Source organism: Kribbella sp. NPDC031520 (assembly GCF_055580825.1).
Genome location: NZ_JBVIKS010000006.1, coordinates 1 through 13,860 on the forward strand (window position 1 = coordinate 1; position 13,860 = coordinate 13,860).

14 protein-coding genes are annotated in these 13,860 nt (G+C 69.5%); 6 read left to right on the top strand and 8 right to left on the bottom strand.

Translation table 11 applies throughout. The features are described 5' to 3' along the window. The first annotated feature begins 165 nt into the window (after positions 1 to 165). Complete coding sequence (locus ACZ5BU_RS28850) at positions 166 to 912, top strand: hypothetical protein (protein ID WP_465703579.1); 747 nt, start codon at positions 166 to 168, stop codon at positions 910 to 912. A gap of 24 nt (positions 913 to 936) precedes the next feature. On the opposite strand, the gene ACZ5BU_RS28855 is transcribed toward ACZ5BU_RS28850, so the two are convergent. From ACZ5BU_RS28855 to ACZ5BU_RS28865, 3 genes are read right to left on the bottom strand one after another with little or no spacing between them, the layout of a single operon-like run. Further along, a complete protein-coding gene (locus ACZ5BU_RS28855) occupies positions 937 to 1,821 on the bottom strand; it encodes an alpha/beta hydrolase (protein WP_465703580.1) in 885 nt (294 codons plus the stop codon). Then, a complete protein-coding gene (locus tag ACZ5BU_RS28860; protein WP_465703581.1) occupies positions 1,818 to 2,348 on the bottom strand; it encodes a hypothetical protein in 531 nt (176 codons plus the stop codon). Before ACZ5BU_RS28860 ends, ACZ5BU_RS28855 begins: the two co-directional genes overlap by 4 nt. A 55-nt stretch (positions 2,349 to 2,403) precedes the next feature. Further along, complete coding sequence (locus tag ACZ5BU_RS28865; RefSeq protein WP_465703582.1) at positions 2,404 to 2,931, bottom strand: CGNR zinc finger domain-containing protein; 528 nt, start codon at positions 2,929 to 2,931, stop codon at positions 2,404 to 2,406. A gap of 55 nt (positions 2,932 to 2,986) precedes the next feature. Here ACZ5BU_RS28865 and ACZ5BU_RS28870 point away from each other — a divergent pair, with 55 nt between their 5' ends. Then, the gene (locus ACZ5BU_RS28870; RefSeq protein WP_465703583.1) at positions 2,987 to 3,904 is read left to right on the top strand and encodes a 2-dehydropantoate 2-reductase; all 918 of its coding nucleotides are present in this window, start codon (positions 2,987 to 2,989) and stop codon (positions 3,902 to 3,904) included. Here ACZ5BU_RS28870 and ACZ5BU_RS28875 read toward each other — a convergent pair. Both ACZ5BU_RS28875 and ACZ5BU_RS28880 read right to left on the bottom strand, forming a co-directional pair. After that, entirely contained in the window at positions 3,901 to 4,497 is a 597-nt protein-coding gene (locus ACZ5BU_RS28875; protein ID WP_465703584.1) for a hypothetical protein, read from the bottom strand. The genes ACZ5BU_RS28870 and ACZ5BU_RS28875 overlap by 4 nt on opposite strands. A 2-nt stretch (positions 4,498 to 4,499) precedes the next feature. Further along, positions 4,500 to 5,114 carry a hypothetical protein gene (locus ACZ5BU_RS28880; RefSeq protein WP_465703585.1) on the bottom strand — a complete coding sequence of 205 codons (615 nt, stop codon included), beginning with the start codon at positions 5,112 to 5,114 and terminating at the stop codon, positions 4,500 to 4,502. 133 nt (positions 5,115 to 5,247) lie between these two features. Here ACZ5BU_RS28880 and ACZ5BU_RS28885 point away from each other — a divergent pair, with 133 nt between their 5' ends. Further along, positions 5,248 to 7,206 (top strand): sensor histidine kinase, encoded by a 1,959-nt coding sequence (locus tag ACZ5BU_RS28885; RefSeq protein ID WP_465703586.1) that lies wholly within the window; start codon positions 5,248 to 5,250, stop codon positions 7,204 to 7,206. Then, the gene (locus ACZ5BU_RS28890; RefSeq protein WP_465703587.1) at positions 7,194 to 7,847 is read left to right on the top strand and encodes a response regulator; all 654 of its coding nucleotides are present in this window, start codon (positions 7,194 to 7,196) and stop codon (positions 7,845 to 7,847) included. The genes ACZ5BU_RS28885 and ACZ5BU_RS28890 overlap by 13 nt, the downstream gene beginning before the upstream one ends. Here ACZ5BU_RS28890 and ACZ5BU_RS28895 read toward each other — a convergent pair. Next, the gene (locus ACZ5BU_RS28895) at positions 7,813 to 8,520 is read right to left on the bottom strand and encodes a hypothetical protein (RefSeq protein WP_465703588.1); all 708 of its coding nucleotides are present in this window, start codon (positions 8,518 to 8,520) and stop codon (positions 7,813 to 7,815) included. The two genes, ACZ5BU_RS28890 and ACZ5BU_RS28895, sit on opposite strands and share 35 nt — an antisense overlap. A 101-nt stretch (positions 8,521 to 8,621) precedes the next feature. Here ACZ5BU_RS28895 and ACZ5BU_RS28900 point away from each other — a divergent pair, with 101 nt between their 5' ends. Next, complete coding sequence (locus ACZ5BU_RS28900; protein WP_465703589.1) at positions 8,622 to 9,605, top strand: alpha/beta hydrolase; 984 nt, start codon at positions 8,622 to 8,624, stop codon at positions 9,603 to 9,605. 58 nt (positions 9,606 to 9,663) lie between these two features. Here the strand turns inward: ACZ5BU_RS28900 and ACZ5BU_RS28905 are convergent, their stop codons facing one another. Both ACZ5BU_RS28905 and ACZ5BU_RS28910 read right to left on the bottom strand, forming a co-directional pair. Further along, entirely contained in the window at positions 9,664 to 11,286 is a 1,623-nt protein-coding gene (locus tag ACZ5BU_RS28905) for a restriction endonuclease (RefSeq protein ID WP_465703590.1), read from the bottom strand. 91 nt (positions 11,287 to 11,377) lie between these two features. Beyond that, positions 11,378 to 11,812 (bottom strand): MarR family winged helix-turn-helix transcriptional regulator, encoded by a 435-nt coding sequence (locus tag ACZ5BU_RS28910; RefSeq protein ID WP_465703591.1) that lies wholly within the window; start codon positions 11,810 to 11,812, stop codon positions 11,378 to 11,380. Positions 11,813 to 11,939: 127 nt separating this feature from the next. On the opposite strand from ACZ5BU_RS28910, the gene ACZ5BU_RS28915 reads away from it, so the two are divergent. Further along, the gene (locus ACZ5BU_RS28915) at positions 11,940 to 13,832 is read left to right on the top strand and encodes an ABC transporter ATP-binding protein (RefSeq protein WP_465703592.1); all 1,893 of its coding nucleotides are present in this window, start codon (positions 11,940 to 11,942) and stop codon (positions 13,830 to 13,832) included. The last annotated feature ends 28 nt before the right edge of the window (positions 13,833 to 13,860 follow it).

Here is a 13,860-nt window from a genome sequence, read left to right on the forward strand (position 1 = left end):
CGCACTCCCGGCGTCCGCTCCACCGAACTCCCCATCGTCCGCCACATCCACTTGGCCGTTTACGGAGATCCGCCAGACCCGCCGGCCACAAGAGCGTTCATAGATGCGCTAAAAGGAGTAACACTGAGGTAGGAGCACGTACGGCTCCGGTTGGAGGACCGGGTGATGGGGCACTTGGTGAGCATGGTGAACGTCGGGCCGCGGTACGAGCGGATCTGGCGGGCGGGCGTGGGTCTGCTCGCTTTCATCGGGGTGCTGACGGCGTTGGTCTTCGTGTCGCCCGCGACGAACCTGGCCGCGTTCCTGGTCGCCGCCCTCACGATGGGCGCCGTCTGTCTGAGTATCGGTCTGGGCCGCGACCTGCCGAATGCGGACCTGGTCCGCGTCGTACCGCGCGGCGCGGTGCTCGGCGGGCTCTGCGTCCTCGCGGTCTGCGGGTATGCCGCCGCCGTCGGCGTGCGAACCATCGCACTGGTTCTCCTGGTCCTCGGCGTCTCGCCACCCGTGGTCGACTGGCTGCGCTCGGGCCGCCCGCCCCGGCCGGTAAGGCCGGTACGGCCGGCACACCCGCTCCGCAGACCGTCGCTGCACCCGGCCCGCCGTACGGCCAAGAAGTTGCCCAAGGCCCCCATATTGCTGCAGGACCTGCCGCTGCCGAAGTACCTGACCGCGGTCGTCCGCAGTGTGTGTGAGCTGACCGACGAGGAACTGTGCCTCGCCTGGCGCCGCAGCTTCACCCAGCTCCAGCGCACCGCGGGCGCCGACCGCCGCCAGGCGATGGTCGACGTACGCCGTGCCTACCTGGACGAACTGGAACGCCGCCACCCCGACTCGTTCGCCACCTGGCTCGCCTCGAACCCCCGCGCCGCCGGCGACCCTGCCCGCTTCTTCATCCACCGAGCAGACCACTAGTCGAGCGCCGCCGGGTTCCGGCGCTCACGAGCGGTGTCCACTGAAGGCGGTCTGCAGGTCTGCCGCGATCAGCTCGATCGCATGGCGGCCGGCTGACAGTGCTGCGGGGAAGTTGAGGAACGCGTGCATCGTGTCGGCGTACTCGACCAGCTCCACCGGTACGCCGTCCTGTTCGAGGCGGGCTGCATACGCCACTGCGTCGTCGCGCAGCCAGTCGCGTTGAGCCGCGAGCATCAGCGTCGGTGGAAGACCCGTCAGGGACGAGGCGTGCAGTGGTACGGCGCCTGCCGGGATGTCGCGGGTGCCGGAGTACCACTCGTGCCAGTCGGCGCTCGGGTGCAGGTCGAGGACGGGGTAGCAGAGGATCTGGCGGTCGGGCAGCGGTACGCCGTGGTCGCGGGCGAGCAGGCAGGCGCCGGCGGCCAGCGCGCCGCCCGCGCTCTGTCCGCCGATCGCGATCCTGCCGTCTCCGCCCAGGTGGTCGCGGATCCAGCTCAGCGTGTCGTAGACGTCCTGGAGTCCTGCTGGGCAAGGGTTTTCGGGTGCCAGCCGGTAGTTGAGTGAGACAACGGTGACGTTGCCGTCGGCAGCTATCCGTGAGGTCGCGTACTCGATGTCGCGGAGGTCGCCGCCGACGAACCCGCCGCCGTGCAGCCAGAGCAGGACCGGCCGGGGACGGGTCGAGTGCCGGTAGATCCGGGCCTGCAACGTACGCCCAGGAAGGTGGATGGAGATGTCTTCGGTGGCGACCCGTGGGTCTCGTTCACCGGCGATCGCCGGGTCCGGTAGGTCTTCTCGGTCGAGCAGGAGCGCCTGGTACGGGTCGAGGTCCGGATTGCCCGGGAGGTCGGCGAGGTGCTTGAGCAGCGCCTCGGTCTCCGGGCCGAACTGAGGATTGTCGACAATCATGCGGTCACCACCGGCTGCAGATGCCGAGCCGCGTGCGCGAACAAGAACCCGTCCGGTGTCGTCGACACGTACTCGGCCAACGCGCCGATGCCGCCGTCGAAGCTACCTCCGGTTGCCGGGTCCGTCCAGCGGCTGTCGTCGTACTGGAGGATTTCGGCGACCAGTGCGTCGCCGACGTTGTGGAAGCGGTGCAGGATCAGCTCCGACGGGATGCGGCGGCCCGCTTCGACCCCGCCGTGGTTGAGGGCGCTGCCGATGGCGGCGGTTTCCCAGCGTGGGTCGAGACTCCAGTGCCGGCGGCCGGCGCGGGCGTCACGCAGGACGGCCAGCGTGATCTCGTCCCACATCAGCACATGCGCGACCAGGTCGTGCAATGAGTCGCAGAAGTGCCCGAGTGGTCCGTCGTTCACGTCGTACGGGGTGCGGAGTTCGTGTTCGGTCTTGCCCTCGACCCGGCTGAGCAGCAGTTCCTGGTCGCGGCGGATCATCCCGGCCGCCTGCGCCGGGGTCGTCGTCGGTGTACGCATGTCGACAATCAAACAGTCGACAATCCACACACGGCCGCTGGATTGCGCGAAAAGCTCAATCGGCCGCGCGGTACGCCGCCATCTTGGCCCGGGCGCCGCAGGTGTTCATCGAGCACCACCGCCGCTGCCCCGGTCGGCTCGTGTCGACGAACAGCAGCGAGCAGTCGTCCGCGGCGCAGGCCCGGATGCGCTCGGCGTACGGCCCGGTCAGCAGGTCGATCGCGTCCCGCGCCAAGGTGCTGAGCAGATCGCTCGCCACGGGTGAGGCGTCCTCCAGGGCGAGCTCCGGCGTCAGCCGCGGACCGGCCAGGCGGCGGCTGCTCCACCGGTTGACCACTCCGACGTCCGCGGCATCCGCCGTACCCGAGAACAATCTGTACAGCGCCTCGCGCAGCTCGATCGCCATCCCGCGAACGGCCGGCGTGACCGGCGGCGCCTGCCGGGTCAGACCGGACTCGGTGAACCACCGGCCGAGATCGCGCACCTCCGGGATCCGCTCGAACGGCGCCTGCTCCCGCTTGCCGAGGGTCGCCGTGAAGTCGACCGACGGGCGGCCGCCGACCCAGGTGAACTCCGTCTGCATACCGGATAGTCTACCATCGGTGTTACCAGTTAAACCGGTAACGAAGGAGTCGGGCGTGAAGATCGGGATCGTCGGCGCGGGCGGTGTGGGTGGGTACTTCGGAGCGCGGCTGGCGGCGGCCGGGGAGGACGTCGCATTCGTGGCCCGGGGCAAGCACCTCGAGGCGGTCGGCGCCGCAGGGCTCGTCGTGCACAGCCCGGAGGGAGACCTGCGACTACCGGTGCAGGCAACGGATGATCCGGGGCAGATCGGCGTGGTCGACTACGTGCTGGTCTGCGTGAAGACCTGGCAGCTGCCTGAGGTGATCGAGTCGATCGGCCCGCTCGTCGGCCCGGAGACCGCGATCGTCACCGTGCAGAACGGGGTCGAGGCACCGGACCAGGTGGCCCAGGTCTACGGGCAGGACGCCGTCCTGGCCGGGGCCGCCGAGGTGATCGCGTACGTCGAGAGCCCCGGGGTGATCCGGCATCTCGGCAACGGGAAGCTGAACTTCGGCGAGTGGCGCAACGGGACGACGCCACGAGTAGAGCGGTTGCGGGACGCGTTCGCCGGCGCCGGTCTGCAGGCGTCCGTCCCGGACGACATCTGGGCGGCGTTGTGGACGAAGTTCTTGTCGGTGGTGCCGACGGGCGGTCTGGGTACGGCGACCGGCGCCGGGTACGGCGTACTCCGCAAGCAGCCGGCCACGCGCCAACTGCTCACCGAGGCCACCGCTGAGATCCGCGACCTCGCGATGGCCCGCGGCGTCCAGCTCCCCGCGGACGTCGTCGACCGCACCCTCGACTGGATCGACCAGCTCCCGCCGGACGGCACCACGTCCCTCCAACGCGATCTGATCGCCGGCCGCCCGTCGGAGCTGGACGCTTGGACCGGAGCGGTCGTCCGCCTCGGCCGCGAGTCCCGCGTCCCGACACCGATCAACACACTCCTGTTCGAGCTGGCAAGCGCCAGAGTGCTTGCTACCGGCCACTAGTCCCGGCGGAACGGGATCGCCGCCGCGAAGTACAGGACGGCGAGCAACGACCAGAAGTAGACGGCCACCCACACCTCGCGCGGCCCGATGGTCGTGTCCTGGGTGAGCGTTGCGATCAGCCAACCCGGGATCGGTACCAGCGCGACGGCCGTACAAACAGCCCGCTTCCACCGACTGGCGCCGGCGATCGCATATCCACCAGCCATCCCGAACACAGGCACTGCCAGCGCTCCGCCACCGATGCCGTCGGCAAGGAAGTGGGCCGGATCCGCCAACCCTGGAAGGAGAACGGCGGCGAGCAGCAGCGGCGAGCACGCCAGCCAGTTGCGCCGCCGTCTGCCGGTCCGCCGCAACCACTCACTCCACCCGAGCAGCACGCCCACCGCCGTACCCGGCAGCAGAATCCACCCGAAGGTCCCGGACCAGCTCACGGCGGACTCGTCACCGGCAACCTGCGCCATGAACCCCCGCAACGCACAAGCCCAGGCAAGCCCACAAACCCCGCCCAAGACCAGCAACCGCCCCACACCCCGCGCCGGCCGCAGGACGTCCCGCGGCTGCGGCACGTCCTGCGCCTGCGTGTGGTTTCGCATGGTCAGCTCTCGAGCCGGGCGTGGAGGCGTGCGTCGGGAGCGGACTGGCGATCGCGGGTGAGGACGGCAGCGAAGACCGCGCACAAGGTGATGCCGTAGATGGCGACGCCGAGGGGGAGTGCGCTGGTCGTGCTGAGGCCGATCATCACCACGGCCCACACGCCCGCGCCCAGCGCGGTGTACCGCTGCCACCCGGACCACGACCGCAGTACGGGGACCGCGGCGACGAGCAGTCCGACCGCGGTCAGCGCGACGCCGAGCCCGAAGAATGCGCCGATCACCTGCGCCCCGGTGTCGCTCAACCGCTGGTCCGCGATCGGAATCGACGCCAGCTCGGCCAGCAGCAGTACCAAGGTCCCACCGCCGGCGATCGCGGCACCGACCCGACCGGCACGGGTCGTCAGCACGCGGAGCAGCGCGAGCATGCCGCAGAACACCAGCAGATGGAGTACGGCGTACGCGATGGACACCGGGACGAACGCGTCCGCGCTCCACGGGTAGCTCCACAGTTTGTCGGAGACCGTGGACGCGGGCTTGACGACGGCCTCGACGCCGATGCCGGTCAGGGTGGTCACGGCGGCGCCGATCAGGCCGATGACGGACAGGTTGCGGTTCATGGTTCCCCACCTCTCGAAGATTGTGGTTCGACGCTAGGTTCCGGTGGTTGCCGCGCGCATCGGCAGCAGTACGCCGTTGGGTGTAGGTGCCAGCACTGTTGGCGGGACGGCCCGGCGCTGCCACGATGGTGCCGTGGGAGGGCGACGGCCGGCGGTGGCCGGGATGTTCGGGATGGCACTGGTCGCGGAGATCGCCGCGATCGTCCTGTCGTGGCGGCTGGATCCGGGCTACAGCACGTTGCTGTACGTCCTGTTCAACCTGGCGGCCGTCGGTGCCGGCGCGGTGATCGCCTGGCGGCGGCCGGAGAACTCGATCGGCTGGCTGTTCCTCGGGTTCGGCCTGCTGAACACGGTCGCCGCCGACCTCGCCCACGGATGGGGTCTCCGCGCGGCCGCGGAGGGGTGGCCGGGCGGCCCCGTCGCCGAGGCGATCTCCGCGGTCAGCTGGCTGCCCAGCGGGTACGGGTGGACGTTGACGTTCCTGCTCTTCCCGACCGGGCGGCTCCCGGGCCGACGGTGGCGGGTCGTGCCGTGGGTCGGTGCGGCCGGGCTGCTGATCAGCATGACGGCGTGGTCGCTGAGTCCGGAGCGCGGCCGCGACTTCATCTCGGGGCGCAACCCGATCGCGGTCGGGGGCCTGCCGACCGGGCTGCTGCTCGGGATCGGGATGCCGTTGTTCCTCGGTTCGCTGCTCGCCGCGGTGGCGTCGCTCGCGGTCCGGTTCCGGCGCTCGCAGGGCCTGGAACGCCAGCAACTGAAGTGGTTCGTGTTTGCCGCGGTGGTCGCGGGCGTCGCACTGCCGACGAGTTTCGCGCTCTGGTACGTGAGCCCAGCCGCCACCGTGATCGCGGCGGTCGCGCTGACCGGTCTGCCGCTGGCCGCGAGCGCGTCGATCCTGCGCTATCGCCTGTACGACATCGACTTCTTCATCAGCCGGACCGTTGCTTACGCGGGCCTGACGGTGCTGCTCGTCGCCTCGTACGCCGTCGTAACCGTTGCCCTGGGCACCTTCCTCGGGCACGGGTCGGCGTGGACGGTCGCCGTCGCGACGCTGGTCTGTGCAGTACTCTTCCGGCCGCTGCGGACGCGGATCCAGGACGTGGTCGATCGGCGGTTCAACAGGTCGCGGTACGACGCCCTGCACCGGATGACGGCGTTCCTCGACGACGTACGCGCTGGTCGGCGACCGCCGGAGGACGTGCAGACGGTGCTCGGCGAGATCCTCGGCGATCCCGGGCTGGAGCTGCTCGTGTTCCTCCCGGAGAGCCGCCGGTACGTCGATCTGGCCGGCGCGGCTCATGCCGACGGCGACGCCGACGGGCGGCAGCGGATCGCGATCGAACGCGGGGATCAGCCCGTCGGCGTGGTGCTGTGCGACGGGACGAGCCCGCTGGGACCCGAGCTCGTACGACGGGTCGTCGAACACGGCGGCCTCGCCGTCGAGATCGCCCGGCTGCGCGCGGAGCTGAACGTACAGCTCGTCGAGGTGACAGCTTCCCGGGCCCGCATCGTCGCCGCCACCCATGCCGAACGCCGCCGGATAGAACGAGACCTCCACGACGGTGCCCAGCAACGCCTGGTCTCGATCGGCCTGGCGCTCCGCCATGCACAACACCAGTTGGGTGATTCGCCAGTACGAGCAACCCTGGAGGGAGCTGTGGCCGAGGCGACGGTGGCGATCGGGGAGTTGCGGGAGTTGGCTCGCGGGCTACCGCCCAGCCAACTCGATGCCGGGTTGGGGCCGGCGTGTCAGGAGTTGGCGCGGCGGGCCCCGGTGCCGGTCTCGGTGCGGATGCCCGAGCGGCGGTTCGACACCGGCGTCGAAGCGGCGGCGTACTTCATCTGCTGCGAAGGCCTCACCAACGCGGTCAAGCACGCGGCCGCGACCCGGGTCGACCTGATCGTCGACCACGACCGCGAGCACCTCGTCGTTCGCGTCGTCGACGACGGCGTCGGCGGCGCCGCACCCCGCAGCGGCACCGGCCTCACCGGGCTGGCCGACCGCGTCGCGGCGCTGGGCGGTACGTTCCACGTCGACAGCCGGCCTGGTGCCGGTACGACCCTCGTCGCGGAGCTGCCATGCGGATCGTGATCGCCGAAGACCAGGTACTGCTGCGCGAGGGTCTCCGGATGCTGTTCGTCGACGGCGGGCACGAGGTGGTCGCGGCCCTCGGCGACGCGGACGGCCTGCTCGACGCGGTCACGACGTACGAACCCGATCTCGTCGTCGCGGACATCCGGATGCCGCCGACGCACACCGACGAGGGCGCGCGGGCGGCGCAGGCGCTGAAGCGCGCGCACCCGGAGCTCGGCGTACTCCTGCTCTCGCAGCACATCGAGACGCAGTACGTGGTGGAGCTCGTGTCGCTCGGCGGATTCGGCTACCTGCTGAAGGATCGCGTGCTCGACGTGTCCGAGTTCCTCGCCGCCGCCGAGCGGGTCGCCCGCGGCGGGTCGGCGCTGGATCCGCAGGTGGTCGCCGGGCTGATGGCGCACCGCGACCCGCTGGAAACGCTGACCGAGCGCGAACGCGACGTCCTCGGCCTGATGGCGGAAGGCCTGACCAACAGCGGCATCGCCAAGCGCCTCTACCTCAGCGAACGTACGGTCGAGGCGCACGTCCGCCACCTCTTCACCAAGCTGGACCTGCCCGAAAGTGAGGACGGCCACCGCCGCGTCCTCGCCGTACTCGCCCACCTCAGCGCGGCGGCGCCTCGAAACCGAGCTCGTTGAGGATGTCGGCGACCGGACGGCCGGGCGCGGCCGCGCCGACCAGGCCGCGGATGCAGGCGGTCATCACCATCCGGAAGTAGGCCTCGCCGCTGATCGCGGGGAGCTCGGCCTGGGCGCCGGCGAGGACGTCGTCGGCGGAGAGCAGTGCGTACACCTTCTCGAGCTCGCGGCGGTGTGAGCCCTCCAAGTACGGACGGTAGCGTTCCTCGGCGGCGCTCAGGTTGATCGTGAGCGCGGCGACGCTACCGGACAGCATCATCGCGGCTCCCGGTCCGTACCCGCGGCGCCCGAGCGCCTCGACCGCCTCCCGCTGGAGCCGGATGCCGGCCGCGCCGCGCGGGAACAGGCTCTGCATGTACCCGGCCAGCCCCGGACGGCCGAGGACGAAGTCGCGGATCTGCTGGGCGAACGACAGCAGGTGTGCCTGGACGCCGTCCTTCGGATTGTCGACAATCCGCAGATCTCGCAGGACCGCCTCACCGACCAGCTCCTCGAGGCCGAGCTTGCCGTCGACGTGCCGGTACAGCGCGGTCGGGCTGACTCCGAGCGCGGTCGCGACGCCGTTCACGGTCAGGTTCGGCAGCCCGAGCCGCAGGCCCTCGCGTTCGATGTCCGCGACGGTGATCTGTGCCTGCCGGCCACCGGTCTTCCGGCGCGGCGGATTCGCTGTCACAACGCTCCTCTGTCGGGGCCTGACCCCAAAGTTATGTTACTAACTTAGATCGACGCCGTCACCGACGGTGATTAGTTCTATTCCTTACTCCTCAGGAGATCATGGTGAGCGCACCTCGCCCCACCCGGCGCACGATGCTCAAGGCTGCCGGCGGGCTGACCATCGCCGCCGGCCTCGGCGCCGGCACCATTCTGGCCACCTCCCTCGCCGCGAGCGCCGCCGGCGACGGATTCGGCCTGCACATCACCGACCGGAACGAGAGCGATCCGCGGATGTGGTACTACCGCTTCCAGACCGCCGAGATCAGCTGGGCGCCGGGCGTGAACGTCCTGCTGCCGAGCGACTACCACACCAGCGGACGCACGTACCCGGTGCTGTACCTGCTGCACGGCGGCAACGGCGACTTCATGGAGTTCGACCACCACCACATCCGCGAACTGACCGCGGACAAGCCGTTGATCGTGGTGATGCCGGACGGCGGCAAGGCCGGCTGGTACTCGAACCCCGTCAGCAGCAACGCCGGCCCGCACAACTGGGAGAACTTCCACCTGAACCAGCTGGTCCCGTGGGTCGACGCGAACTTCCGTACGTACGCCGAGTTCGCGGGCCGCGCGGTGGCCGGCTTCTCGATGGGCGGCTTCGGGGCGCTCAAGTACACGGCAAAGTACTACGGCACCTTCAGCTCGATCAGCGCCCACTCCGGCCCGCCGAGCATGCGCCGCGACGCCGGCCTGGTCGTGCACTGGGCGAACGTGTCGTCCGCGGCCGTCGAGCTCGCCGGCGGCACCGTGTACGGCGCCCCCGCCTGGGACGAGAAGCGCGTCTCGGCCGACAACCCGATGGAGAACCTCGAGCGCTACCGCGGCAAGCGCATCTTCCTGGTCGCCGGCACCAGCCCGAGCCCCGACCCGTTCGACTACGCCAACGAAACCCAGGTCCTGGCCGGCCAACGCGAGTTCAAGGCCGCCCTGGACAAGGCCGGCATCCCCTTCACCGCCTACGAAGACGCAGGCGGCCACATGATCCGCGAAGACCGCCTCGCGGAGGACCTCGAGGGCGTCGTCGCCCACCTCAAGAAGGCCTGACCCGGCCTGGGGAGGATCTTAGCGAAAGATCCTCCCCAGCAGGCCTACCTCCGCCCGGCTACAAGCGTTTCGGTGGGCTCTTGAGCTCGCCGATGACGACGTCGAGTCCGAGATGTTCCTGCAGCATGTGCTTCAGGTGATTGCCTTCGATCAGCTGGATCCGGCCGTGCTCGGCTGCGAAGTCGTGAGACTGTTTGCCGAACCAGGATGTCGTGACGAGGACACCGCGGCTCGCCTTCAGCTGTCCCATGACGCCCGCGAGCGCGCGTACGGCCTCGGTCGACACCACGCCGCGGTATCGCTTCGCCTGGATGACGCAGACGCCGCCCATGATCGGGTCCTCGTTCACGGCCACCCCGTCGACGCCGTCGTCGCGCGAGGCCTGGGTGACCCATGATTTCAGGCCGATCGCCTCGAAGAGCTGGCGTACGAGGTGCTCGAACTCCGTCGGGTCCATCTCCAGCAGGACCGGCCGGCTGTCGAGGCCGGCCGCCGCGTCATGAGCGTCGACGAACTTGTACCGCGACAGATCCGGGTCGAAGACGGGGCGTACGGCCTCGAGGTCCCACGGGTGCTTCGACACCAGCGCGTTGAGGTGGCGGAGGCACTCGCCCGGATCGAGGTCGGTCAGGACGAGATCGCTGAACTGCTCGCGCGTCGTGATCAGGCTGACGAGACACGGCTTCTCGGGTTTGCCGGTGGCTTTGTTGCGGGTGGCAACGTGCGCGTTGACGGCGACCTCCGCCACGAGCTGTTCGCCGATCACCTCGAACACGTCGTGCATCGTACGCAGGACGAGCTGAGCAACGAGGTTGCTGTACCGCTGATTGATCTCGCGCGGGGGACGCGCCTTCGGCGTGATCTCGTCCTTCACCCGTACATACCTGAACTCGGTCTCCGCCGGGATCGCCTCGACTCCCGGAAGCTCCATGACCACCAGCAACCGCCGGAGCTCGGGTTGGTACGCGACCTCGACGTCCGAGGGAAATCCGGCGGGCAGTGGACGGGACTCCAACGTCAGCTCGAGGTAGTCGTTGACCGCGTCCGGACGTCCTTGCCGATAGGCCTGCTCGAACGCATCCACCTTCGCGTTCGCTTCGTCTGCGCGCTGCCGGGCAGCCTCGGATTCCAGCCGATGTGCCTGCTCCTTCGCTCGGAGCCGCTGGAGCCGGCTCGCCTCGGCTGCTTGGTACTGCGCCTGGGCGTCGGCGAACGCGGCCTGGCGTTGCGCCATCGTCCGCTCGAGCGTCTGCTTCTTGAACATCCGCTGCATTGTGCTCGGTGGCGGTGGAGCGAACTGGTCCCATAGTGGCGGTGGCAATGGGACGCCGTCCTCGCCAGGATCGAACCGGCGGATGTCGGGTTGCCTCCGCAGCGTCGCGAACGGGATGCGAGCCGAGGTGCGGAGGCTCCCGATCAGAATGCCGTCGAGTTCTGCGATGCGCTGGGCGAGCCCGTCGTTGAGCGCAGCGGTTTCGGCCTGGCGCAACTGGAGGTATTGCGCGGCAGCCTCCTTGGCTGCTTGCTTGTCGGCTTGTGCGGCGGCCCTGGCCAGACGTTCGCGTTCGCGCTGGGCCTGGGCGATCAGCCGGTCCCGCTCGCGCTGCTCTCGGGCGGCCTGCTTGAGCCGCAGGTTCTGCTGATGCTCCATCTCCGCGAAGAAGCCCCGGCGTCGTCCCATGCTGCCCCCCATCGACAGACGGTCACCACTTTCGACTCTAGGTGGCGAGGAACGCCTCCGCCTCCGGTGCGGCGCGTCCGGTGGTCGACACTCAGTCCTCGGCGAGGCGGCGGAGTAGGTCGGCGAGGGTCTGTTGCTCGGTCGTGCTGAGGCGTGCGAGTTGGCTGACCATCACGTCGCGGCGTATTTCGCGAAGGCTGGTGAGGATCTGGCGGCCGTCGGGGGTCAGGTCGACGAGGGTGGCCCGGCGGTCGTCCGGGTCGGGCTGGCGGGCTACCAGGCCGGCTGATTCCAGGTCGTCGACGACGGAGGTGGCCGAGCGCGGGACGATGCCGAGGCGGCCGGCCAGGTCGCTCAGGCGGATCGGCTGGGCCGCGTTGTCGAGGGTGCGCAGGACCCGGAACTGGCCGTGGGTGACGCTCTCCCCGAAACCTTCGCGCGAGGCCCGGCGCTGACGGCGGACGATCCGGTCCAGCAGCGCCGCGATCTGCTCGGCGGCATCGGTCGAGTCATCACGCGCGGACATGTGCAGAGCCTAATGGCCCACGCGTATGCGCTTCGGTCGCGCCCGCGTGGGAATAGACAGGGATCTTGTGAGGTTACCTCATAATGAGTTAACCTCAGTATATCTGGTCCCTGGCGAAAGGAACTGCATGTCGCAGCTTTCCGGAATGCCGGGCGGGGGAGGCGGCGGTGGGCGGGCGATGCGCTCGCTGCTCAAGGACTCCTCGGTCCGGCATCACAAACTGTCGGCGGGCACGCTCCGCCGGATCCTCGGGTTCGCCCGTCCGTACCGCGGCTACCTGGCCGCGTTTCTCGTACTGGTCGCGTTCGACGCGGCGACCGGTGCCGTCGCCCCGCTGCTGTTCAAGGCGATCATCGACAAGGGCATCGTGCCCGGCCACGCGAACGTGGTCGTCTGGCTGGCCCTCGTGGTCGGCGCCCTCGCCCTCGCCAACAGCGTGATCACTCTGGCCGAGCGGTGGTTCTCGGCGCGGATCGGTGAAGGTCTCGTGTACGACCTGCGCACCGCCGTGTTCGACCACGTCCAGCAGTTGCCCGTCGCGTTCTTCAGCCGCACGCAGACCGGCGCGCTCATCCAGCGGCTGAACGGCGACGTACTCGGCGCGCAGCAGGCCTTTACGTCCACCCTGTCCAACGTCGTCAGCAACCTGCTCAGCGTCGCACTGGTTCTCGGCGCGATGTTCGTGATGTCGTGGCAGATCACGCTGCTCGCGCTCGTCGTTCTGCCGCTGTTCGTGATCCCCGCCCGGCTGCTGGCCGGGAAGTTGCGTGAGGCAACGGCTGAGACGTACAAGCTGAACGCCACGATGGCGCAGACCATGACCGAGCGGTTCAACGTCGCGGGTGCGGTGCTCGCCAAGGTCTTCGGCCGGCCCCAGGACTCCTCGCGGGACTTCGCCGGCAAGGCCGCCCGGGTCCGCGACATCGGGGTCACCACGGCCATGTACGCCAGCGTCTTCCGCGTCTCGCTGACGCTGGTCGCGGCGCTCGCGGTCGCCCTCGTGTACGGCGTCGGCGGCGTGCTCGCGGTCGCCGGCACGCTCGGGATCGGTACGGTCGTCGCGCTGACGGCATACCTGAACCGGCTGTACGGGCCGTTGACCGCGCTGTCCAACATCCAGGTCGACATCATGACCACGCTGGTCAGCTTCGAGCGGGTGCTCGAGGTCCTGGACCTGGAGCCGATGGTTGCCGATCGCAAGGATGCGAAGGTGCTTCCGGCAACGGCCGAGCCGTCGATCGAGTTCGACCACGTGTCCTTCCACTACCCGTCCGCCGAGGAGGTGTCGCTCGCCTCGCTCGAGTCGGTCGCGACGCTGTCGGCGGAGACCGGTGGGGAGGTCCTCGAGGACGTCACGTTCACCGTCGAGCCCGGTCAGCTGGTCGCGGTCGTCGGGCCGTCCGGCGCCGGCAAGTCCACGCTGTCGTCGCTCGTCTCCCGGATGTACGACGCAACCGGTGGGGCCGTGCTGGTCGGCGGTCACGACGTACGCGAGGTCACGCAGAGCTCGTTGCGCGCGGCAGTCGGTGTGGTCACGCAGGACTCGCACATGTACCACGACACCATCCGCCAGAACCTGCTGCTCGCCCGGCCGGACGCGACCGACGCGGAGTTGCACCAGGCCCTCGAGGCAGCGCAGATCGCGCCGCTTGTCGACAATCTGCCGGACGGCCTCGACACCGTGGTCGGGGATCGCGGGTACCGGCTGTCGGGTGGTGAGCGTCAGCGACTCGCGATCGCGCGGCTGCTGCTCAAGTCGCCGTCGATCGTGATCCTCGACGAGGCGACCGCACACCTCGACTCCGAATCCGAGGCGGCCGTCCAGCTGGCGCTGGCGAACGCGCTGGTCGGGCGTACGTCGCTCGTCATCGCGCACAGATTGTCCACAATCAGACACGCCGACGTGATCCTGGTTCTCCACGAGGGACGCATCCAGGAACGAGGTACGCACGAGGAACTGCTGGCCCACGGCGGCCTGTACGCCGACCTCTACGCAACCCAGTTCGCCGAAGCCGCCTGACCACAGCACCGTCAGCCCGCTGGTGGGA